The 21,751-nt window shown below is 61.7% G+C and carries 16 protein-coding genes and 1 pseudogene; 5 read left to right on the forward strand and 12 right to left on the reverse strand.

Annotation, left to right across the window (positions count from 1 at the left end):
* The 4 genes from BCA01S_RS05305 to BCA01S_RS05320 all read right to left on the reverse strand — a co-directional run bounded on the left by BCA01S_RS05305 (position 1) and on the right by BCA01S_RS05320 (position 6,687).
* Positions 1 to 1,467: an efflux transporter outer membrane subunit gene (locus BCA01S_RS05305; RefSeq protein ID WP_244145972.1), complete on the reverse strand. Its 1,467-nt coding sequence runs from the start codon at positions 1,465 to 1,467 to the stop codon at positions 1 to 3.
* 68 nt (positions 1,468 to 1,535) lie between these two features.
* Positions 1,536 to 2,759 (reverse strand): efflux RND transporter periplasmic adaptor subunit, encoded by a 1,224-nt coding sequence (locus BCA01S_RS05310; protein ID WP_027776036.1) that lies wholly within the window; start codon positions 2,757 to 2,759, stop codon positions 1,536 to 1,538.
* Between the two features lie 92 nt (positions 2,760 to 2,851).
* Positions 2,852 to 6,040 carry an efflux RND transporter permease subunit gene (locus BCA01S_RS05315; protein ID WP_027776037.1) on the reverse strand — a complete coding sequence of 1,063 codons (3,189 nt, stop codon included), beginning with the start codon at positions 6,038 to 6,040 and terminating at the stop codon, positions 2,852 to 2,854.
* Positions 6,041 to 6,252: 212 nt separating this feature from the next.
* Positions 6,253 to 6,687 (reverse strand): VOC family protein, encoded by a 435-nt coding sequence (locus BCA01S_RS05320; RefSeq protein ID WP_027776038.1) that lies wholly within the window; start codon positions 6,685 to 6,687, stop codon positions 6,253 to 6,255.
* Positions 6,688 to 6,847: 160 nt separating this feature from the next.
* Between BCA01S_RS05320 and BCA01S_RS05325 the strand changes: the two genes are divergently transcribed.
* Both BCA01S_RS05325 and BCA01S_RS05330 read left to right on the forward strand, forming a co-directional pair.
* The gene (locus BCA01S_RS05325; protein WP_027776039.1) at positions 6,848 to 7,723 is read left to right on the forward strand and encodes a LysR family transcriptional regulator; all 876 of its coding nucleotides are present in this window, start codon (positions 6,848 to 6,850) and stop codon (positions 7,721 to 7,723) included.
* 124 nt (positions 7,724 to 7,847) lie between these two features.
* On the forward strand, positions 7,848 to 8,486 hold the full coding sequence (locus tag BCA01S_RS05330) for a LysE family translocator (RefSeq protein WP_027776040.1): 639 nt from the start codon (positions 7,848 to 7,850) through the stop codon (positions 8,484 to 8,486).
* A gap of 5 nt (positions 8,487 to 8,491) precedes the next feature.
* Here the strand turns inward: BCA01S_RS05330 and BCA01S_RS05335 are convergent, their stop codons facing one another.
* Complete coding sequence (locus BCA01S_RS05335; RefSeq protein WP_027776041.1) at positions 8,492 to 10,189, reverse strand: SulP family inorganic anion transporter; 1,698 nt, start codon at positions 10,187 to 10,189, stop codon at positions 8,492 to 8,494.
* Positions 10,190 to 10,872: 683 nt separating this feature from the next.
* Between BCA01S_RS05335 and BCA01S_RS05345 the strand changes: the two genes are divergently transcribed.
* The gene (locus tag BCA01S_RS05345; protein ID WP_027776042.1) at positions 10,873 to 11,730 is read left to right on the forward strand and encodes a PA4780 family RIO1-like protein kinase; all 858 of its coding nucleotides are present in this window, start codon (positions 10,873 to 10,875) and stop codon (positions 11,728 to 11,730) included.
* Between the two features lie 40 nt (positions 11,731 to 11,770).
* Here BCA01S_RS05345 and BCA01S_RS05350 read toward each other — a convergent pair whose 3' ends face one another.
* The 7 genes from BCA01S_RS05350 to BCA01S_RS05380 all read right to left on the reverse strand — a co-directional run bounded on the left by BCA01S_RS05350 (position 11,771) and on the right by BCA01S_RS05380 (position 20,167).
* Positions 11,771 to 12,823: a LacI family DNA-binding transcriptional regulator gene (locus tag BCA01S_RS05350; RefSeq protein ID WP_027776043.1), complete on the reverse strand. Its 1,053-nt coding sequence runs from the start codon at positions 12,821 to 12,823 to the stop codon at positions 11,771 to 11,773.
* 50 nt (positions 12,824 to 12,873) lie between these two features.
* A complete protein-coding gene (locus BCA01S_RS05355; RefSeq protein WP_027776044.1) occupies positions 12,874 to 14,124 on the reverse strand; it encodes an ABC transporter ATP-binding protein in 1,251 nt (416 codons plus the stop codon).
* 4 nt (positions 14,125 to 14,128) lie between these two features.
* The gene (locus BCA01S_RS05360; protein WP_027776045.1) at positions 14,129 to 15,046 is read right to left on the reverse strand and encodes a carbohydrate ABC transporter permease; all 918 of its coding nucleotides are present in this window, start codon (positions 15,044 to 15,046) and stop codon (positions 14,129 to 14,131) included.
* Complete coding sequence (locus BCA01S_RS05365) at positions 15,046 to 16,005, reverse strand: carbohydrate ABC transporter permease (protein WP_027776046.1); 960 nt, start codon at positions 16,003 to 16,005, stop codon at positions 15,046 to 15,048. Before BCA01S_RS05365 ends, BCA01S_RS05360 begins: the two co-directional genes overlap by 1 nt.
* 7 nt (positions 16,006 to 16,012) lie before the next feature.
* The gene (locus BCA01S_RS05370) at positions 16,013 to 17,251 is read right to left on the reverse strand and encodes an ABC transporter substrate-binding protein (protein ID WP_027776047.1); all 1,239 of its coding nucleotides are present in this window, start codon (positions 17,249 to 17,251) and stop codon (positions 16,013 to 16,015) included.
* A gap of 110 nt (positions 17,252 to 17,361) precedes the next feature.
* Complete coding sequence (locus BCA01S_RS05375) at positions 17,362 to 18,756, reverse strand: GH1 family beta-glucosidase (RefSeq protein WP_027776048.1); 1,395 nt, start codon at positions 18,754 to 18,756, stop codon at positions 17,362 to 17,364.
* A gap of 397 nt (positions 18,757 to 19,153) precedes the next feature.
* Complete coding sequence (locus tag BCA01S_RS05380; RefSeq protein ID WP_084166764.1) at positions 19,154 to 20,167, reverse strand: aliphatic sulfonate ABC transporter substrate-binding protein; 1,014 nt, start codon at positions 20,165 to 20,167, stop codon at positions 19,154 to 19,156.
* A gap of 428 nt (positions 20,168 to 20,595) precedes the next feature.
* Here BCA01S_RS05380 and BCA01S_RS05385 point away from each other — a divergent pair, with 428 nt between their 5' ends.
* Together BCA01S_RS05385 and BCA01S_RS36890 are read left to right on the forward strand one after the other, a co-directional pair.
* On the forward strand, positions 20,596 to 20,880 hold the full coding sequence (locus BCA01S_RS05385; protein ID WP_027776050.1) for a hypothetical protein: 285 nt from the start codon (positions 20,596 to 20,598) through the stop codon (positions 20,878 to 20,880).
* A 609-nt stretch (positions 20,881 to 21,489) separates the two neighbouring features.
* A pseudogene (locus BCA01S_RS36890) lies at positions 21,490 to 21,741 on the forward strand (PAAR domain-containing protein); the annotation flags it as partial.
* Positions 21,742 to 21,751 lie beyond the last annotated feature (10 nt).

Genomic DNA, 21,751 nt, shown 5'->3' on the forward strand with positions numbered 1-21,751 from the left:
TCACTGGGCAGCGGCACGTGTCTGGACGGGCCCGGCGCCCTCCGGCTGCATGTCCTGTTGCCCAACCCTTGATTCGCCGCTCGCCGGTCCCGTGCTCGCGTCCCAGCCACCACCCAGCGCCTTGACGAGCGAGACCGAAAGCGTCATCTGCTGGCCGCGAATCTGCGCGTCCTGACGCTTGCTGTTGAGCAACGACTGCTGTGCGGTAATGACATCCAGATACGCAACAAGGCCGCCCGAATAACGGTCGTTGGCCAGCGCGAGCAGACGTTGCGAATCCGCGACCGCTTGCTCCGATTGCTTCGCCGCGCCGTCGAGCACGGCGAGACCCGTAATGCCGTCCTGCACCTGCTGGAATGCGTTGAGCACCGTTTGCCGATAGTCGGCCTCGGTCGCTTTATAACCTTCGCTCGCGAACTGCACGTTGGCCGCGCGCCGCCCGCCGTCGAACAGGACCTGGCTGGCCGCCGCACCGAGCGTCCACATCAGCGTGGGCGCGCTCAGCAAGCTCGCGAACTGCGTGCTTTCCCAGCCGATGCCGGGCGTCAGCGTGAGGCTCGGAAAAAACGCCGCCTTGGCAACGCCGATCTGCGCATTGGCCGCTGCCATTGCGCGCTCGGCCGAGGCGATGTCGGGCCGCCGTTGCAGCACGTCGCTCGGCACGCCGAGCGCAATCGCCGGCACCTGGAAGTTCAGGACCTTCGGCTCGATTGCGAATTGAGGCGCGGGCACGCCGACGAGCGCCGCGAGCGCGTGCTCGAATTGCGCGCGCTGGTTCAGCAGCAACTGCGCTTGCACACGCGTCGTGTCGAGCAGCGACTTCTGTTGCAAGACATCGAGCCCCGACACGGCGCCGAGCTCATGTTCGGAGTTCACATAATCGAGTGCTTTCTGCTGCAGCGTGACCGATTGGTTCAGCACGTCGATTTCGGTGTCGAGCTCACGCAATGAGAAGTAGTCGCTCGCCACCTCGGTAGTGAGCACGAGTCGCGCGTTGGCGAGATCGTCTGCGGATTGCTCGGCGGACGCCGCCGCGCCTTCCACCTGGCGGCGTATGCGGCCAAAGAGATCGGTGTCGTAGCTGATCGTGGGACCGATCTGCAGATTGTTCTGCACCGTCGATGTGGTCGGCACGCCGTAGTTCGTGCGCGGTCTGTCGCGAGAAATGCGGAAGCGTGACGCCGATGCGGCGAGGTCCACTTCGGGAACCTGCTGCGCACGCGTGTTCGCAAGCGTCGCCTTCGCCTGAGCATAGTGCGCGCTCGCGGCCACCAGCGTCTGATTCTGTGCGAGCGCCTGGGTTTCCAGCGTGGCGAGCGTGGAGTCGCGATAGACGTTCCACCAGTCAGGGTCCATCGGCGCATGCGACGGAGCCGCGACACGCCAGTACGAATCGGTCTTCCATTCGGGCGGCACCTCTGCCTGCGGCCGCTTGTAATCCGGACCCACCGTGCACGCCGCGAGCATGGCCGCACTGGCAGCCGCACCGACCGCCGCGGCAACCCTGGCGACGCCCCTGCCGCCGCGCGTGGGTTTCACGACGCCCCCTTCGTGTTCTTCTGCGGTTGCGCGATCTCGACATGATCGCCGTCCGCAATCGAATCACTCGGGTTGATGATCACTCTGTCGTTTCCATCGATCCCGCTTTCTATCTCGAGCGTCTGCCCGAGATCCTGCGCGATCACGATCTTGCGCAACTGCACAATGCCTTTCACGTCGACGACCGCAACCCGCGGACCCTCGGCGCGAAACAGCAATGCGTTGCCAGGCACCATCCATTGCGCGCGGGCAGCCGACGGCAGCGCCACTTGCACATAAGCACCCGGACGCAGCTTGCTATCGGGATTCGGCAATGTCACTTCGACTTGCAGCGAGCGAGTCGGCACGTCGATCGCGCCCGAGATATGCGTGACGGTGCCATGAAACTGCTGGCCGGGAAGTTCGGCCTGCGTGACCACCACGTTCTGGCCGACCGACACGTTCTGCGCATACGCCTGCGGCAATTGCACATAAACCCGCAGCGGGTCCGACTGCGCTAGCGCGAACAGCGCCCGGCTCGTACCGCTACCCGCATCGATCAGATCGCCTACGTCGACGTTGCGTTGCGTGACCACGCCCGCAAACGGCGCGACGATCCGCTTGAACGATTCGAGCTGGCGCAAGCGCTGGACGTTGGCGTCGGCGGCGGCCAGGTTCGCCACGTCCTGCGTATACGTGCTCTGCCGTTCGTCGAGCTCCTGTTGCGAGACCGCATCACGCTGACGCAATTGCTGCCAGCGTTCGAGCGAGCTCTTCGCAAGCGCGAGACTCGAACTGGTTTGCTGGCGCTGCGCGAGTGCCTGCGCCAGCTCCTGATCGATTTCCGGCGTATCGAGTTCGGCGAGTAACTGCCCCTGCTTGACGCGCGTGCCGATGTCGGCGTACCAGCGCAGCAAATAGCCGGTGGAGCGCGCGAATATCGGCGATTCGACACTGCCGCGCAGCGTGCCCGGCAACGTAGTGCTGCCACCGCCTTCGGCCCGCGTTGGGCTCGCCACGGTCACATATTGCGTGGCGTTCTGCTTCGTCGTTTGCTCGACGGTGCGGTTTTGCATGAGGTTTGCAATCACGGTGCGCAAGGCTCCCAATGCGAGCAATGCCAGCATGATCCAGAGGGCGATCTTCGCGCGCTTCCATTCGCGATTGCGCGGCGGCAGTGCATGGCCGCTTTCGGTCTCTCGCGACGGAATCGCCAGCGATGCATGAGTTTTTTCGGTCATCTCAGTTAGCCATCTCGGTTAGCTAGCTCCGTTAGCCTGGGTAGCCGTTTGCTTCACGTTTCGGCAATTTTTCTGTTTTTGCCTGTTCGACTTCAGGCCGGTTCGCCCGCGCCGCCGTTGTCACTCTCTTCGTGATCCTTCGGATGGCGACGCGCGAGGCGCGTATGAATGCCAGCGAACACCAGCGGCACGAAAAACAGCGTGGACACCGTCGCAAACAGCAATCCGCCGATCACCGCGCGGCCGAGCGGCGCGTTCTGCTCGGCGCCTTCGCCGAGACCGAGCGCCATCGGAATCATGCCGATGATCATTGCGAACGCGGTCATCAGCACCGGGCGGATGCGGCTCGCTCCTGCTTCGAGCGCCGCGGTGAGCGGCGGCGCGCCGGCGGAAAGCCGCTGACGCGCGAACGCAACCATCAGAATACTGTTGGCCGTGGCGACGCCCATCGTCATGATCGCGCCCGTGAGCGCCGGCACACTCAGATGCGTGCCGGTCAGGAACAGCATCCACACAATGCCGGCGAGAGCCGCAGGCAAAGCGCTCACGATAATGAGAGGATCGACCCACGACTGGAAATTCACGACGATCAGCAGGTACACGAGCACGATCGCCATCGCCACGCCTAGGCCGAGCCCGAAATAGGAACTGCGCATCGTCTGTACCTGGCCGCGCACGGTGATCTGGCTCCCGCGGGGAAGCGACGCGCGCGCCTGTTCGACGAGCTTGTCGACCTGATCCGCGACGCTTCCCAGGTCGCGTTTATCGACGCTCACGTAAAGGTCGATGACCGGCCTGATGTTGTAGTGCGTGACTACCGCGAACTGGTTTTGCGGCTGCACGCGCACAAGGTTGCCGAGCAGTTGCGTCGGCCCCGTTGCCGAGGCCGACACCGGCGTGCGCAACAGGTCGTCGATCGACGAAATGCTGTACTGCGGCGTTTGCACTGCAACGTTGTACTCGACCCCATTGCGGTCGTTGTACCAGAAGCCCGGCGACGTCTGCGAACTTCCCGATAGCGAAATCAGCACGTTCTGCGCGACATTGCTGGCCGTGAGGTTGAGTTGCTGCAAACGGGTGCGATCCATTTGCAGGTTGATGGCGGGCTCGTCGAGTTTCTGCTGGATGTGCGTGTCGACGGTGCCTGGAATCATGCGCACCTGTTTGAGCAGCTTGCGCGCGACGTCGAAGTTGCCCTGTTGATCCGCGCCGGCGATCTGTACATCCACGGCTGCCGGAAGCCCGAAGTTGAGAATTTGAGTAACGATGTCCGCCGGCTGAAAGAAAAACTCCACGCCCGGAAAACGTTGTGGCAGCAAGGCCCGCAGCTTGTCCACATAGAGTTGTGTCGGCTCGTGACCTTCTTTCAACGCGATCTGTATTTCGCCGTCGAGCGTGCCGATCGTCCCCGCATTGCTGTACGAAAGGTTGATACCGCTGTACGGCAAACCAAGGTTGTCGAGGATCGTGCCGAGTTCTTTCTCGGGCACGACTTCGCGGATCACCTTTTCGACTTCATCGGCAAGACGTGCGGTTTCCTCGATCCGTGTGCCCGTCGGCGCGCGCATATGCAAGCGGATATTGCCTGCGTCGACACTCGGGAAGAAGTCTTCGCCCAGCACGAATGCCAGCCCCATCGACACCACGCAAAAGCCGAGAAAAACGCTGCCGAAGCGGGCACGGCGCACGAGCAGACTGCTGAGAATGACGATGTAGGCGGCCCGCATGCGCTCGAAGCCGTTATCAAAGCGCCGATAAAGACGTGCGAACAAACTCGGCTTCGCATCGGCTTTCGGCTTGTGCGCGTGGCCCATCAGCAGCATGGCCAGCGTGGGCACGAGTGTGCGCGACAGAACGTACGACGCAAGCATCGCGAAGACCACCGCTTCGGCGAGCGGCACGAACAGGTAGCGCGCCACGCCGGTCAGAAAGAACATGGGCACGAAGACGATGCAGATACACAGCGTCGAGACGAGTGCCGGAATGGCGATTTCACCTGCGCCTTCCAGAATCGCATCATGCAGGTTGGTGCCCATATGCAGATGCCGTTCGATGTTCTCGATCGTTACGGTCGCATCGTCGACGAGGATACCCACCGCGAGCGCGAGGCCGCCGAGCGTCATGATGTTGATGGTCTGCCCGAGCGCATGCAAAGCGATTAGCGAGGACAGGATCGACAACGGAATCGAAATTGCGATGATGCAGGTGCTGCGCCAGTTGCCGAGAAAAAGCAGAATCATCGCGGCGGTCAGCGCCGCGGCTACCACCGCCTCGCGGACCACGCCCTGCACTGCCGCTTTCACGAACACGGACTGGTCGAACAGCGCGGTAATCTTCAGATCCGGCGGAAGCGCCGCACGTGCGGCGGGCAGCAAGCCGTGCAGCGTGTTGACGATCGAGAGCGTCGACGCGCTGCCGTTTTTCAGCACCGACATCAACACGCCGCGATGGCCGTTCTCGCGAACAATATTGGTTTGCGGCGAAAAACCGTCGCGCACGTGAGCGACTTCGCGCAGATAGGTCGTCGCCCCGTTGACCGTGCGCACCGGAATATCGTTGAGCCCTTCGAGCGTGGACGGCGAGCCGTTCATGTTGATCGTGTATTCCTTCGGTCCGATCTTCGCCGTGCCGGTGGGCAGAATCAGGTTTTGCGCGTTGAACGCGCTGACCACGTCCAGCGGGGTGAGACCTTTGGAGAGCAACGCGCGTGTGTTGAGGTCGACGGAGATCAGCCGCGATTTGCCGCCATACGGATAAGGCACGGCCGCGCCGGGGATCGTCACCAGCTGCGGCCGCAGGAAGTTCAGCGCGGTATCGTTGAGCTGTTGCTCGGAGAGCTTGGTGCTCGACAGGCCCAGCTGAATCACCGGAATGCTGGAGGCCGAATAACTGATCACCAGCGGCGGCGTGGCGCCCGGCGGCATCTGCTTGAGCTGCGCCTGTTCAACGGCCACCGTCTGCGCAATCGCGGTCTGTATGTTCGCGGTCGGCTGCAGAAACACCTTCAGGATCGTGATGCCCGCGAGCGATTGCGACTCGATATGCTCGATGTCGTTGACGGTGGTGGTCAGACTGCGTTCGTTGACCGAGGCGATCCGGTGGGCCATGTCCTCGGCGGACAAGCCGTTGTATGTCCAGATGATGCTGACCACCGGAATGTTGATTTCCGGGAGCACATCGACCGGCGTGGTGAACAGCACGAAAGGCGTCGCCAGCACGATCAGAATGGCCATCACGATGAACGTGTACGGCCGCTTAAGCGCAACGTTGACAATCCACATGAAACGCGCCTGAGTAAAGTGCAGGTGACTGCCGTGAGCAGGTAAGGATGGAGAACTGGCGCTTATGCTAGATCGCTAGCACCAACACCTGCATGACGCGAAAATGGCGAGAATGTCAGGAAGCTAATCGTAAGGAAAAGCCAAGGACGGACGGTCGTCAGTTACGGCCGGCCGCCGTCATATTTCAGTCAGCCTACGCTTTTTTCATACCTTCACTTCGCGAACAGAGACGACATGTCGGCGAACGCCTTGAATTCGAGCGCATTGCCCGACGGATCGAGAAAGAACATGGTCGCCTGTTCGCCGACTTCGCCCTTGAAACGCACATGCGGCTCGATGATGAAGTCGATGCCCGCTTTCTGCAGCTTGTCCGCGGCGGCCTGCCATTGCTCCATTGAAAGCACGGCGCCGAAGTGGCGCACCGGCACGGCGTCGCCGTCCACCTTGCTGGTCTGGCGGTGGCCCACTTCTTCCGGCGCGAGATGCGCGACTATCTGGTGCCCATAAAAGTTGAAATCGACCCATTGCTCGGAACTGCGCCCTTCGGGGCAGCCGAGCAATTCGCCATAAAACTCGCGCGCAGCGGCGAGACTATGAACAGGAAACGCCAGGTGAAACGGCGGCAAGACGGTGTCGGCAACGCTCATGATGTGAGGCTCGCTGGTTGAGTAGGTGATGCGGTTGATGATTTCGACGGCAACCTGCCTGAGCAACGTGCCTGAGTCGCCATTAGCTTAACCACAATTAAAATTGGTGAAAAACGATATATATTTGATCTGACCAACACGAGAACCGATCAATCGAAGCATGCTTTCCGAACTCAAAACCTTCATTGCCGTGAGCCAGTACGGCACTTTTTCCGGCGCGGGGGCTCGCATCGGGCTCACGCAGTCGGCCGTCAGCGCGCAGATGCAGCGGCTCGAAGAAGAGCTTGGCTTTGCGCTGTTCGATCGCACGGGCCGCTCCGCCACGCTTAACGACGCAGGACGCGAAACGCTCGCGCTCGCCGAAGAAATGATGACGCTCTACGCGCGCCTGTCCGAACGGGGCACGGTCGCGGCGGAGAGCGGCATGCTGCGGATAGGCGCCATTGCGTCGGCGCAAGTGTCATTTCTCGCGACTGCACTGTCGCGCTTTCGGGTGGACCGTCCCGGCTGGCGAATTCGCGTCGTGCCCGGCGTATCGCTCAATCTGCTCGGGCAGGTCGACTCGGGCGAACTCGATCTGGCCGTCATCATCAAGCCGCCATTTGCGCTGCCCTCGGAACTGGAATGGCGCACGCTCGTCACTGAACCGTTCGTGCTGCTCGTGCCGAAAGCGCTCGCGCGCGGCAAGCGATCGTGGCGCGAACTGTTGAAAAGCGAGCCGTTTATCCGCTACGACCGCACCTCGTTCGGCGGGCGCCTGGTCGACCGCTTTCTGCGGCGCTCGCGGCTGAATGTACAAGACGTGCTGGAACTCGACGAATTGCAGGCGATCGTGCAACTGGTCGCGCGCGGCATCGGCGTCGCGTTGATCCCTGACACTGCGGGCCTCGGCAACTGGCCCGCCGGAGTGGCCGCCCTATCGCTCGAAGAGGCTACGTTTCACCGGGAAATAGGCCTCGTGCAGCGTCCGCGGCATAGCCGGCAGGCGGTGGCAGGCGCGCTCGCCGAGTGCATCGGCACGGCGGCGAACCAATAAAACGCGGCGTAGACGAAGCATTGCCCACGAGTGTTCCGATCGACGCGCGTTCAACTGTATCTGTGCGCTGAATGCTTCGGCGCGCAGAATCGTCGTTCCCACTGTCCGCCCCGAGTTGCAGCCCATGACGCCCACTGCCTTTCTCACCGCCGATGTCCTGATCGCCTATAGCGCCTACTTCGTCGGCACGGCAAGCCCCGGCCCGAGCAATCTGGCGATCATGTCTCTCGCTATGAGCGCGGGGCGGCGCTCGGCGCTCACCTTCGCGTTGGGTGTGGTGTCGGGATCGTTCTTCTGGGCGCTGCTGGCTTCGCTCGGTTTATCGGCGGTACTCGCCACATGCTCGGAATGCCTCGCGGCGATCAAGGTCGCCGGTGGAATTTATCTGCTGTGGCTAGGCTTTAAATCGGCGCGCACGGCCTTCGCTCCCGGTGCAATGCCCGCGAGCGAGGCTCGCCGCAACGAGCCGCTCACGCGGCTTTATCTGCGTGGCCTGCTGCTGCATCTAACCAATCCGAAGGCCGTTCTCGTGTGGATGTCTATCGTGTCGCTCGCCATGTCGCCAGCGGGCGGTACGTCGCATATCGCGCCAATCGTGCTCGGCTGCATGTGCATTGGCGCGTCCGTGTTCAGCAGTTATGCGCTGCTGTTTTCAACGGCGTCCGCGCGGCGCGTCTACATTGCGATCCGGCGCTGGCTGGACGGCTCTCTCGCGATCATGTTCGGCATTGCCGGCCTGAAGATGCTGACGTCGAAAAGCTAACGCGTTCATTTCGCAACGGGCTGGTCCACGCCTGCCGCGCGCAGCGCTTCGTGCAACGTGCCGAAAATACAGCTTTCGTCGATAATCGGCGTGATGCCGTGCCGGTCCATATCCGAGCGTAAATAGGGGTTCACACGAGCGAAAATCACCTTGATGCCGCTTCGTTTCAGCACCCCGCATAGTTCGCCCACGGAGCGCGACGCCGAATAATCGAGGTCGGTAATCGCGCTCGCATCCACCACGAACCAGCGCACCGTGCTCGGCGCGTGGTCGATCAGGCGCCGGGCGTCGTCGACGAAAAAGTGGTCATTCGCATAGAACAGGTCGGCGCCGAAGCGATACACGATCAAACCCGGCGCAGTCTGTGAGCCGGGAATCGCGGGCACCGGCACCCAGACGCCGTCGTCGCCGGGCGCGAGAATCATCGTATGCGGACGGTAGCTGTGGCGCACATGGCGCAGTAACGACAACGCAACCGCTACCAGAATGCCGTGTTCGACGCCGATCAGTACCACGGCTGCGGCTGTGAACACCGCGAGCGCGAACTCACCCGGACTCTCGCGGCGAATCGCGAGCAGGGTCGTCAGGTCGATCAATCCGACGGCGATTGTGAATACGATGCTTGCGAGAATGCAGCGCGGCAGATACTGCAAGAACCGGCTGAAAAGCAGCAGAACGACTACCACGACGGCCGCGAATACGATCTGCGCGAACTGGCTGCGCGTGCCGGCTTGATCGGCCATCGCAGTCTGCGTCGGACTGCCGTTCACCACGAATGCCCCGGAAAACGCAGCGGCTGCGTTGGCCGCGGCGATGCCGAGCAGGTCGGCATTCGTGTCGGTCGCTTCGTGGTGACGCTCGGCAAATACGCGGCTCGCCGCGGCGCTTTGCGCGACGATCATCACGAAACACGAGGCGGCAACCGGCACGAGATCGAGCATCTGCTCCCATGTCACCGACGGCATGCGCAGCGGCGGCAAGCTTCCGGCAACCGGGCCGAGTACTGCGATGCCACGTGCGGCAAAGCCGTACATATCGCTCGCGGCGATTCCCGCCACGACCGCAATCAACGGTACCGGCAACCGCGGCCAGACACGTTTGAAGAATAGAACTGCCACGACGACCAGCACGGAAATCGCAAGTGTCGGAACATCGAGTCGCGCCCAGTCACGCGCGACGAGAACAAGCTGATCCACACTGCGCGCCGCGTGTCCTGTCAGGCCGAGCATGTCGCCCAGCATCGCAATGCCCACCTGAACGCCGACTCCGGCAAGAAAGCCTACGAGCACAGTGCGCGACAGGAAGTCGGCTAGAAAGCCCAGTCTGAAAATGCGCGCGACGAACAACAAGGCAGCGGTGAGCAATGCGACCATCGCGGCGAGCGACGCGTATTCCGCGCTCGAAACCGGCGCCATGGTCGACAGGCGACTCGCGAAGATGGTGGCGGTGGCTGAATCCGCTGCGACGACGAGATGCCGCGACGCACCGAAGAAGGCAAACGCAATAAGCGGCAGAAAGACGGTGTAAAGGCCGGTAACAGCCGGCATGCCGGCAATGCGCGCGTAGCCGAGCACCTGTGGGATGTCCATCGACGCGAGTTGCACGCCCGCCAGCGCATCGCGTAACGCCGCCGTGCGGCTCAATGGAAGCACGCCCTTGAGCACGCTTGCGCGTGTCGCCAGATTTCCCAGAAAGTCTTGCATACGCGATGCCGCCCCAAACTCAGGTTATCGCGCATCGTGCCGCGATTCGGTACCTGAAGGCAAGGCCCGCGGACCAGACCGGCCACAGCTGAAGGCCGGCAACGGCACTTACCTGCCCGTGTCGGCGAAAATCGCGGCGTTGAATCAACGTTTGAAGTGACCTGTGCGCGGATCGACATGCCGCGCGAAACCGAACAGCGCCGCAATGCAGATCGGACAGGCGATAAAGAAAACCGCCAACATCTCAGACCCCGTAACCAGTTTTCGTTGCCCCCAAGTCTACGCGATAAGGTCGCGGAGACAATGCGCGAAAACCGCACAGCACTGTTGCGGACTATTACACCATTGGCAAGCAGCAGCGCATTTTAGCCCGTGAAATAGCGGGTAAAACTGCAAAGCGTTTCGTCGGAACAGATGCCGGTGGTACAAGTGGGATCGCGCAAACGTTGTCGCGGCTACCGCGTCGCCAGGAGCGCCAGCATTCCAGTTCGGTGCGCGAGGAACGTGTTTTTGACGCGGGCATCCGTGAATCGTGCTGGGTCGTGTGGCAGCAGCGACTCGCGTCAATAAAGAGCCGCGCGAGCGCAGCGTTTATAATCCGGCATGACTCGAATCCCGCACCACTTCTCCCCGCCTGCCGCCGCGCACGGCTGCCGCGCCTGCCGCCACATTCGGGCGGTCGCATGAAAACGCCGAAACGTTTGCTCCCGCTAGTCGAGGAAGGTCTGATCGACGAAGTCATATCCCAATTGATGAGCGGCAAGGAAGCCACCGTGTACGTGGTGCGCAGCGGCGACTCCACGCGCTGCGCGAAGGTCTATAAGGATGTCAAACAGCGCAGCTTTCGTCAGGCTGCGTCGTATCGCGAAGGTCGCAAGGTCAAGAACAGCCGTCAGCAACGCGCGATGGAAAAAGGCAGCCGTTACGGCCGCGAAGTGCAGGAACAGGCCTGGCAGAACGCCGAAGTCAGTGCGCTTTTCCAGTTGGCCAACGCCGGCGTGCGCGTGCCGCAACCCTTCATTTGCAGCGACGGCGTGTTGCTGATGGAACTCGTGACCGACGCGGAAGGCAATGTAGCGCCGCGTCTGAACGATGTCGATATGAGCGAGGCGCGCGCGCTCGAACTGCATGCACTGCTCGTCAATCAGGTCGTGCGTATGCTGTGTGCCGGCATGATTCACGGCGATCTGTCCGAATACAACATTCTGCTTGCCGCCGACGGCCCCGTGATCATCGACCTGCCGCAAGCGGTAGACGCCGCCGGCAACCTGGAAGCGCCCGCGATGCTGGAACGCGACGTGAACAACCTCGCCACGTATTTCGGCCAGTTCGCGCCGGCGTTGCTTAAAACGAATTACGGCAAGGAAATCTGGTCGCTTTACGAAGCCGGCGCCTTGCACGTGGATGCGCAGTTGACGGGTCACGTCGAAGCCGATACGACGCCGGTCGATCTGGAAGCGGTGCTGCAGGAGCTCGAAGACACGCGGCTCGAAGAAGAGGCGCGCCAGCGCCATGAAGAAGCGCTGCGCAGCGGCGCCTAACGCTCAGCACGGGCCGCCGGCGGCCTTCCGGAAGAGACGATCAGGCGCCGCCGAAACACGACGCGCTGATCGAAGCGGGCTTGGCGCCCGGCGCCGGCCCCACCGACTCGCGCGTTGTGACGCTCACCGGAAACTCGCGGAATATCTCCCACGTCGTTCGATAACACTGGTTGAGAAGCCAGCGCACCGCGTTTTGCGTCAGTTCGGCCGTTGGAATGTGCACCGACGTGAGGCCGGGCGCCGTATAAGCGGCGGAGTAGTCGTCGTCGTAACCGATCACCGACAATTCGTCCGGCACCGAAATGCCGGCTTCGTGGAAACGCGCGAGCGCGCTGACCGCCATTGTGTCGTTCGCGCAGAAGAGACCCGTGTAGCGCCGCTTCGAATCGAGCAGTTTCTGCGCGGCAGCGTAGCCGCCTTCCGGCGAGAAGTCTGATTCGATCAAGGTCACGTCGCTGCGCGAAATGCCGGCGCGTTCGAGCTCCGCGAAGAAGCCTTCGAGCCGCGTCAGGTTGTCAGAAGCCGTAAAAGGCCCGGAAATCACGGCGATGTCGCGGTGCCCGTGCTCAAGGAGCGTGCGCGCCGCCAGTTCGCCGCCGTACCGATGATCCGCGCAAAACGACGCCTCCGGGACCTGGTCGAACGCTCGATTGAGGAACACCATTTTCGGATGCATCCGATGCAGCATGATCAGGTCTTCATCGTGCAGATCATGGCTGATCACCACGACGCCGTCGCAGTCGCGGCCAATCAGAAAACGCACAGCCTCGATAGCCTGCTCGCGCGGCGACACTTCTCCGCAGCCGGTTGCGACCACCACATGCCGGCGCACGGCGCGCAGTTCAGTATCGGTCTGTTTGAGGATGGTGCCGTAATAGGAGCCGAAAAACGTCGGCACGAAAATACCGATCATGCCGAGCGACTGCGTGGCCATCGCGCGGCCGATGGAAGACGGACGGAAGTTCAGCTGCTCGATTGCAGCCAGCACGCGCGATGCGGCGTCGGCTGAGACCGGGCCCTTACCGGATATAACGCGCGACGCGGTCGACATGCCGACACCAGCCAGCGCCGCGACATCTTTCAGTGTTGCCACACGGTTCTCCGTCACACCTTGCCGTTTTCAACGACCCTCACACCGGCGCGCTACAACCGCGCGCCGCTCGCCGCGTCGAAAAGCGAGACATGTGTGCTGTCGAGCGAGAACGCCAGCGTATCGCCGGGCATTACCGGCGTCTTGCTTTGATCGATCGACGCGATCTGCACTCCATGATAGTCGAGCCAGACGACGCGGTGGTTGCCCATCGGCTCCACGAGCGAAATTTTCGCGCGCTCGGCAGCTGCTTCGCCGCTCTGCGTTGGACCAATGCGCACGTCTTCTGCGCGAACACCTAGCACGCATGGGCGGGGTGGCGATTGCGATTGTGATTGCGGCGGTGATTCGCCGGATCGATCGACGAACGCGTAGTTCGACACGTCAAGCCTCCACTGCTCCGTGCAGAAATGCAGCGCGCCGTCACGCTCCTCCAGCGTGCCGTTGACGAGGTTCATCGCGGGCGTGCCGAGAAACGTCGCGACAAAGAGATTGGCAGGCCGCGCATAGACCTCAGCAGGTGTGCCGAACTGCTGGATCGCGCCGCCTCGCATCACGGCCATGCGCGTGGCGAGGGTCATCGCTTCGACCTGGTCGTGCGTCACGTAGATCATCGTTGCGCCGAGACGCTGGTGCAATTGCTTCAACTCACGGCGCAGTTCGGTCCGCAGTTTGGCGTCGAGATTCGACAGCGGCTCGTCGAATAGAAACACGTCTGCTTCGCGCACGATCGCGCGGCCGATCGCCACGCGTTGCCGTTGACCGCCCGACAGTTGCGCCGGCTTGCGTTTGAGCAGCGGCCCGAGTTGGAGCATCTCGGCGGCGCGCGCCACACGCCGCGCGATTTCTGCCTTCGGCGTACCGTTGATGCGCAACGCAAACGACAGATTGCGCTCCACGCTCATCGTCGGATACAGCGCGTATGACTGGAATACGAGTGCAATGCGCCGATCTTTCGGATCGGCCCACGTCATGTCTTCGCCGGCGATTTCAATGTTGCCGTCGGTCACGTCGATCAACCCGGCAATACTGTGCAGCAACGTGGACTTGCCGCAGCCCGAGGGTCCGAGAAGCACGACGAATTCGCCGGGTTGCACGTCGAGATCGAGATTTTCGATCACCGTGTTGCCACCGAGCCGGATGGTCAGATTGCGCACCGCAACGTTCGCCGCATGCGCGGCGTCGGCGGTGTCTGCGACGCCAGGCATGTTGTCTGTTCGTGCCGTGTCCGCGGATTCTGTCATGTCAGCCGCGCCTGTCAGTGGACTTGCGAGCGTGTTCGCCTGTTTAACCACGTAGGTCATCGCTTTATCCTTTGACCGCACCGGACGCAATGCCGCGGACAAACCAGCGGCCCGAAATGAAGTACACAGCAAGCGGCACCAGCGAGGTCAGGATCGTCGCCGCCATGTTGACGTTATAAAGCCGCTCGCCGGTCGTCGTATTGATGATGTTGTTCAGTTGCACGGTCATCGGCAGATTCTTCGTGCCCGCGAACACGAGGCCGAGAATGAAGTCGTTCCAGATGCCCGTCACCTGCATGATGACCGCCACCACAATGATCGGTGTGGACATAGGCAGCATCAGCTGGACAAAGATACGCCAGAAACCGCCGCCGTCGATGCGCGCCGCCTTGAAAAGCTCTTGCGGAATCGACGCGTAGTAGTTTCGGAACAGCAGCGTCATCACAGGCATGCCGAAGATCGTATGAATCACGACGATACCCGGCAGCGAACTGAACAGATGCACGCTCGCGAGCACTCGCACGAGCGGATAGACCATCACCTGCACAGGGATGAATGCGCCCATCAACAACACGCCGAACAAGATGCCCGCACCACGCGGACGCCAGAACGACAGCGCGTAACCGTTCACCGCGCCAATTGCAATCGAGAACAGTGTGCTCGGCACGACGATACGCACGGAGTTCCAGAAGCCGACCTGAATGCCATTGCAATCGAGCCCCGTGCACGCGGACTCCCACGCGGCGCTCCACGCGTGCAACGTGAAATGCGCTGGAAGAGCGAGCAGATTGCCGAGACGGATCTCGCTCATCGGTTTGAAGGACGTGACCAGCATCACGTAGAGCGGCAGCAGAAAAAATAGTGCCGCGCTGAGCAGAAACAGATAAACGCCGACGCGCGCCGGTGTGAATGCCGCACGGCGGCGCCCCTTTGGCGCGGTATGCGGCGCGGCGCGTTTCAGCGGAGAACCGAGGGTGTTCATCACACCTCCTTGCGCAACGCCGCGCGGCTGCGGGCATAGAAGAACGGCGTGAGAATCGCGAGCACGGTTGCAAGCAGAACGATCGAAGCCGCCGACGCGAGGCCAATGTTCGCGCGGCCAAACAGATAGTCCATGATGAACTTCGCCGGCACCTCGCTCGCGGTGCCGGGGCCGCCTTGAGTCATCGCGACCACCGCGTCGTAGAGCTTGACGACCATCACGAAGAGCAGCACGAACGCGGTGGAGATCGACGGTCCGAGCATGGGCACGACGATGCTCGCATAGACCCGCCAGCGCGGAATGCCGTCGATACGCGCGGCCTTCCACAGTTCGTCGTCTATTCCTCGCAAGCCCGCCAGCAGCAACGCCATCACGAGACCCGACGCCTGCCATACGGTGGCAATGACAATCGTGTAGATCGCCCAGTCCTGGTCGACGATCCAGTCGAAGCGCGCATGAACGAAACCGAGCTTATGCAGCACGGCCTGCGCGCCTAGCTCCGGATTCAGAATCCACTGCCAGACAAGGCCCGTAGCCACGAACGACATCGCGTACGGATACAGAAACACAGTGCGCAACGCGCCTTCAGCGACGACACGCTGATCGATAAAGATGGCGAGCAGCAAACCGATTACCATGCAAGCGACAATGAAACATGCACCGTAAATCACGATGTTTTGCAGCGACAACAACCACCGGGCATTGTTGAAGAGCCTCACGTATTGCGTCAACCCCGCGAAGTCGCCCGATGGAAACGTGCGTGAATTGCTAAGCGAAACGCGCGCGGTCCAGACCATCGTGCCGAGATAGGCGAACACGACGGTCAGGATCATCGGCAGCAATGCGAGCCATGCCGCAATCGAAAAGCGCTTCTTCAGCGGCTTTTTCAAGGGCTTTTTGCGCGATCCGGACCCGGACCTGGATCCGGACCGCGACGCATGCAGCTTGAGCGCGTGCATATTGCGCCTAGCTCTTCAACGCGCCGGCAAACGCCTTCTGCGCGTCGTCGACCGACTGGTTCTTGTTCCAGAAGTTGGTGACGACGTCGATCAGTGCGCCTTGAGTATCGGGTGAAAGCAGCATTTCCGGATTCGGCAGCTGACGCGACTTGTCCTTCATGATTGCAATGCCCTCCTTCGCGCAAATGTCGAGTCTGCCCGCATCCACATCGGGGCGAATCGGAATCGAGCCTTTCTTCGCGCTGAATGCGACTTGCGCGGGCGGCGAGGTCATCACCGTGGCAAGAAGGTTCTGTGCTTTTACAGTGCTGGCGTTATCGCTCTTTGGAAACACGAATACGTCGCCCGCGACGAGGTATGGCGAATGCGGGCCGAAGCCTGGGAAGCAGCCAAATTCCTTGCCCGCGCTCTGCTTCGCCGCCGAGAATTCGCCCTTCGCCCAGTCGCCCATGATCTGCACACCGGCCTTGCCGGAAATGACGAGTGCAGTGGCATCGTTCCAGTTGCGGCCGGGCGAACCGGCATCGACGAAATCGTGCAAGCGCTTGAATGCAATCAACACCTTTTTGAACGCGTCGGATTTCACCGCATTCGCGTCGTGGTCGCGATACACCTTCAGGTACAGATCGGGGCCGCCGACGTCGGCGAGCACGGCATCGAAAGTGATTTTTTCCTGCCACGGCTGACCGCCGAATGCGAGCGGAATCACGCCTGCGGCTTTCAGCTTGCCGAGATCGGCGATGAACTCGTCGTAGCTTTGCGGCTCGGCGGTAATGCCGGCTTTCTGAAACGCGGGCTTCGAGTAGAAAAACCAGGCCGGCATGTGAATGTCGACGGGCGCGGCATAGTAGTGCCCTTTCACCTTGATACTGTCGAGTATCGACTGCGGGAACACGCCACTCCAGTTCTCTTTCGCGGCGACATCGTCCACATTGTTGAGCAGCCCCTGATCGATCAGGTCATGAAACTGTTTCGACGTATTGAACTGCGCTGCGGTGGGCGGATCGCCGCCGACGATACGGTTGATCGCGGTGGAGCGCGCCTGATCCGCCCCTGCAACTGCGTTGTCGATCCACTGTCCGCCGGCCTTGTTATAGGCATCGGCAAACTGGCGGATCGCGGCGGACTCGCCGCCCGACGTCCACCAGTGAATCACGTTGGCTTTCAAAGGCTCTGCATACGCGAGCACTCCATGCATCGCCAATGCCGCAACCATGGCTCGCAAGACCGTTTTTCTGCTGTTCATCCCGTCTCCTCCAAAGGCTCGCGCCCGTGTTTCAGGTCGACATGCAAATCAGCTTGTGTTTCTTCTTCGTTGCTCTACCGTTGCTCTTTCCTTTGCTTTCTCGTTCACTCTTACGCGCGCTGGCTTCTCTCTTTGCGCTCCTTGAGAAATTGCGACACCAGTTCGGCGCTGCGCTTCATCGTGCGCTTCTGCGTGGCGTAATCGACATGCACGATACCGAAACGGCGCTCATAGCCGAATGCCCACTCGAAGTTGTCCATCAGCGACCATAGGAAATAGCCGCGTATATCGACGCCGGCCTTGATCGCTTCGTCCACCGCCGCGAGATGGCGCTTCAAAAACGAAATGCGTTGCGTGTCGTTCACGCATCCGTCGATCACTGCATCGTCGGAGGCCATGCCGTTCTCGGTGATGTACACCGGCGGCAGGTTCGCATACTCGCGGCTAAAGCCGATCAGCAGATCGCGCAAGCCGTCCGGATACACTTCCCATCCCATCTGCGTGCGCTCGACGCCTTCGAGCGGCACTTCCGTGAAGCCGTGTGCGCCGTCGCTCGCGACATTGGTGCGGAAGTAATAGTTGATGCCGAGAAAATCGAGCGGTGCGGAAATGGTCCGCATGTCGCCGTCGAGTATCAACGGCTCGGTGCCCGGCCACAATTCGAAAAGCGCCTCAGGATAAGTACCTTTCAGCAACGGATCGAGAATCCACGCATTGTGCTGGATCTCGAACAGTTGCGCGGCGCGCCGATCCTCGGCACTGTCGCTGTTGGGCGTGCCGCGCCCGATATTCGCGACGATGCCCTTTTGCGACGCGGGATCGTTCTCGCGCAGCACAGGCAGCGCGAGTCCATGCGCGAGCAGCAGGTGATGCATTGCCTGCGTGGCGAAGCGTCCGTTAGCGAGACCGGGCGCATGATGGCCGTTGCCATAGCCGAGATATGCGGAACACCACGGCTCGTTGAGCGTCGCCCATGCATCGACGGTGCCGGCCAGCTCGCGGCTCATCAGATCCGCGTAATCCGCGAAACGGTATGCGGTTTCGCGATTGAGCCAGCCGCCGCGATCTTCCAGATGCTGCGGCAAATCCCAGTGATACAGCGTCACGAAGGTCGTGATGCCCTTCTCTTTCAGACGCGTCAGCAGGCGCTTATAGAAGTCGAGCCCTTTGCGATTGGGCGCGCCGTTGGCGTCCATCACACGCGGCCACGCAATTGACAAGCGGTAGCCTTCGAGTCCGAGGCCAACGAGCATGTCAACGTCGGATTCCGAGCGATGATAGTGATCGCATGCCACGGCGCCGCTGTCGCCGGCGAGCACTTTGCCGGGCGTCGCGCAGAACGTGTCCCAGATCGACGGCAGTCGGCCGTCTTCGTCGACCGCGCCTTCGATCTGATACGAAGCGGTGGCTGCACCCAACAGAAAGTTCTTGCGCCACAGTGCCGAGTCCGCGGCAGGCGTAAACGGATCGGCGGACGAATGAGAGGAAAGTGCGTCGTGTGCCACGGATTCTCCATGCAAGCGAATGCTCGGCTGAGTTGAGTGAACCGGGTGCGGCGAGATACGAGGAGCGACTGCGTCGACATCCACGAAGGCGGAAGTGGAAGCGCTTCCACACGCTCGCGAACAATATCAGTGGCCTCTTTGACGCAGCAATCAGGGTTTGTCTGGAGCGGTGCTGGCACGCCGATTCAACGCATGCCGGATGCATTGCTCAGATTCGCGCGTTAGCGAAATGTGACGCGATGGTGGAGCCTTGCAATGTGCTTATCGACTGCCAGGACCTGCCTTTCGCATTACGTTGCTTGCAAGCCGGGAGAGTGTGGCTTCTGACCGCAGAGGGCACTCGCTATGTATGGCAGGCTCTTGCGGGTGGCGCCCGCTTCTAATGTGACGGCTCAATTCAACGGGCAGTGAGCGCCACCCCCGCCACCTCCGCGCGCTTCGCGACAAAATTCCAACGCAGCGCTGTGGACGTCTCCACGGGCGCCGGCAAAAGCCCAGCTCGGTAGAACGTATCGGCGATCTTTTGTTGTTCACCGAAGTTTTGAGTTTCCACTGCCCGCACCGCGTAACTGCGGCGTCCGTTCGCGCGCTCGATCGTCGCGGCGTCCAATCCCCAGATGGGCGCGAGCAGTTTCGCTGCATCGTCGGGATGGCTCCGCACCCAGGCTCCCGCCGACGACAACTGCGCGAACACGGTGCTGATCACCTCCGGGTGGGCCGCGGCAAAGCTACTCGACGCGAGGTAGTACCGCTGATACGAGGCAAGGCCGGCGCCGTTGGCGAGGATGCGTACGTCCGGCGCCTGATCGACAGACGCGACATACGGGTCCCATGTGACCCATGCGTCCACGCTGCCGCGCTCGAATGCGGCGCGTCCGTCGGCGGGCGTCAGATAGCTGATGCGCACGTCGGCGGGTGCGAGGCCCGCCTTGGCGAGCGCGGCGAGAAGCAGGTAATGACTGCCGGCGGCCTTGGTCACCGCGACGCGCAGGCCTTTCAGATCGGCGAGCGTGCGCACGGGGCCGTTGCGCTTCACGATGATCGCCTGCGCGCCTGGCGACGGCGCTTCCTGTGCGACATATACGAAGCGCGCGTGAGCCGCCTGCGCGAACACCGGAACCGTGTCGGCAACGTCGGCGCTGAAGTCGACCGCGTCGGCGTTGAGCGCCTCGGTCAACGGCAGGCCGCTCGCAAACTCGTTCCAGCTAATGCTCACGCCCAACGGCGCCAGTGCCTTCTCGAGCGAGCCGCGCGCTTTCAGTATGGTAATGAGCGTCGAAGACTTCTGATAGCCGATCCGCAACTTCAGCGGAGCCGGAACATTAACTGTGGTTTGCGCCTGGGCTGCGCTGACAGCGAGCAACGTGCTCAGCGTCGCGCGGGCGAGTAATCGAAAGATAGAAAGTGTCACGGCTCGAAATTCCGGTGAGGTCGATACGATCAAACTGCGATCGTAGCAACGACGGATCGCACGGATAAGCGAGCGTTTTAACTATGCTTAGCAGGGGAACGCATAACGCCTGGTGTCGTCTCGACTTCTGCGAGGTGGCTGTCCGAACCTCGGCACCCGATGCGTCATCGCAGCGCGATATTGCACAGCAAGCTCTGACACGCCCACGGTAGCACCGCGCATCCGGCGCGGAGGTCTGACCGTATATCCGTCATAGCTCCGCGTTGCCGGCCGGCAACGTCGATACAGTCCTTAAGCCGGAAGACAAGGCGTCGCTCGTCGACGCGCACCGGGTTGCACCTCGCCGCGTGGCAACCAGGCGTTCTGTAGCGGCACAAAAGGCTCAGACGCTGGCACCGCCCGCGCCGGGTTTTCAATGGAGAGAAATCATGAAAAAGTTGAGGCAAAGCCTGGTCTGGGCCAGCATCACTTTCGCCACGGTCTGCGCGTGCAACGCGACTTATGCTCAGGCGGGCGGCAATGGCAATGGCGGCAACGGCAGTGGTGGATCTCATGGAGCAGCGACTGCAGGCATGACTTATCACAGCGAGCCCGTCTCGAGTCCATGGAACCGCGTTCCCGGTGACATGGCAAATCAGCCGAAAATGTCCGATAAGGACAAGCAGAGCATGTCGCCTGACGGCAATGGAGAGTCGGTCAAGACCGGACAGTGAAGTAGGCGTGGAACGTCGTCGCTTGTCACGCATCGGCGGCCTTCCCGCAGGGCTCCTCGAACGCCAAGCGTCTGGGCTGACGCATCAGAGACCGTCAGCGGGCCAGACGCGGCGTCCAGCAGGCTCGCGACAGCCAGGCTTATCGTCGCCTTCAACTGCCCTACTCCAGTGTTCATGGACGCACGTTCTAGCGCCTTCCTGAGGCGCTCGGCGAGCGACGATCCGCCTCTGTCCCACACCAGAACTCTTCGATATGCGAACCGTCGTCACGCGTCAGCGCAATGTGCTCAGGCGAGCGGTCCGACGGATGCGAGCCTATCGAAGATATCTTGATGCCTTCATCTCTCATCAAAGGCATTAAAAGCTGTGCCGCGAGCGGCGTTCGAACCACATTCCCCGATGGAATATGCCACGTGCATATGTACCGCCCCTATTTAATCCTCGTCTGATAGTCGTTGTCCGCCACTACGTCCAACATCATTGCGGGCATGAGCCGACGATCGCGGCTGCGCGTGTCCTAGACCGGCTCTGTCCAGTCAGACAACCACCTCGACGCGGCAGGACACGCCGCTCTCGACTGTCGGTCACTTGATAAAACAGGAATCGCGGATGAAGGATGCAACAACCGGTAGAGAAATGGGCCGCCTTGGGGACTCGACGGACCACGGCGGCGAAGTCATCGAGGCAGCGTCAAACCTCACACATCTCGGCGTGGGCGTCGCACTCGACGGACATCTTGTGAAGTGCCCTGACTGCGGCGGCGCCTGGCCAATTATCGCTACCGGCAGAACCACGCATGCAGGTCGCCGCGTCGCGCTCATTGGCGACAGGACTGGATGCGGAGCCACGCTCATCCGGGCGTGGCGAACTT

Origin of the sequence: Paraburkholderia caledonica NBRC 102488, assembly GCF_000685095.1 — a bacterium.
GTDB lineage: Bacteria > Pseudomonadota > Gammaproteobacteria > Burkholderiales > Burkholderiaceae > Paraburkholderia > Paraburkholderia caledonica.

Bases quoted from the DNA above. Each gene is read 5' to 3' on its own strand.
- BCA01S_RS05330 (WP_027776040.1), top strand. From the start codon at position 7,848: ATGACGCCCACTGCCTTTCTCACCGCCGATGTCCTGATCGCCTATAGC.
- BCA01S_RS05355 (WP_027776044.1), bottom strand. From the start codon at position 14,124: ATGACCTACGTGGTTAAACAGGCGAACACGCTCGCAAGTCCACTGACA.
- BCA01S_RS05325 (WP_027776039.1), top strand. From the start codon at position 6,848: ATGCTTTCCGAACTCAAAACCTTCATTGCCGTGAGCCAGTACGGCACT.
- BCA01S_RS05315 (WP_027776037.1), bottom strand. From the start codon at position 6,040: ATGTGGATTGTCAACGTTGCGCTTAAGCGGCCGTACACGTTCATCGTG.
- BCA01S_RS05360 (WP_027776045.1), bottom strand. From the start codon at position 15,046: ATGAACACCCTCGGTTCTCCGCTGAAACGCGCCGCGCCGCATACCGCG.
- BCA01S_RS05335 (WP_027776041.1), bottom strand. From the start codon at position 10,189: ATGCAAGACTTTCTGGGAAATCTGGCGACACGCGCAAGCGTGCTCAAG.
- BCA01S_RS05310 (WP_027776036.1), bottom strand. From the start codon at position 2,759: ATGACCGAAAAAACTCATGCATCGCTGGCGATTCCGTCGCGAGAGACC.
- BCA01S_RS05345 (WP_027776042.1), top strand. From the start codon at position 10,873: ATGAAAACGCCGAAACGTTTGCTCCCGCTAGTCGAGGAAGGTCTGATC.
- BCA01S_RS05385 (WP_027776050.1), top strand. From the start codon at position 20,596: ATGAAAAAGTTGAGGCAAAGCCTGGTCTGGGCCAGCATCACTTTCGCC.
- BCA01S_RS05365 (WP_027776046.1), bottom strand. From the start codon at position 16,005: ATGCACGCGCTCAAGCTGCATGCGTCGCGGTCCGGATCCAGGTCCGGG.
- BCA01S_RS05320 (WP_027776038.1), bottom strand. From the start codon at position 6,687: ATGAGCGTTGCCGACACCGTCTTGCCGCCGTTTCACCTGGCGTTTCCT.
- BCA01S_RS05305 (WP_244145972.1), bottom strand. From the start codon at position 1,467: ATGCTCGCGGCGTGCACGGTGGGTCCGGATTACAAGCGGCCGCAGGCA.
- BCA01S_RS05370 (WP_027776047.1), bottom strand. From the start codon at position 17,251: ATGAACAGCAGAAAAACGGTCTTGCGAGCCATGGTTGCGGCATTGGCG.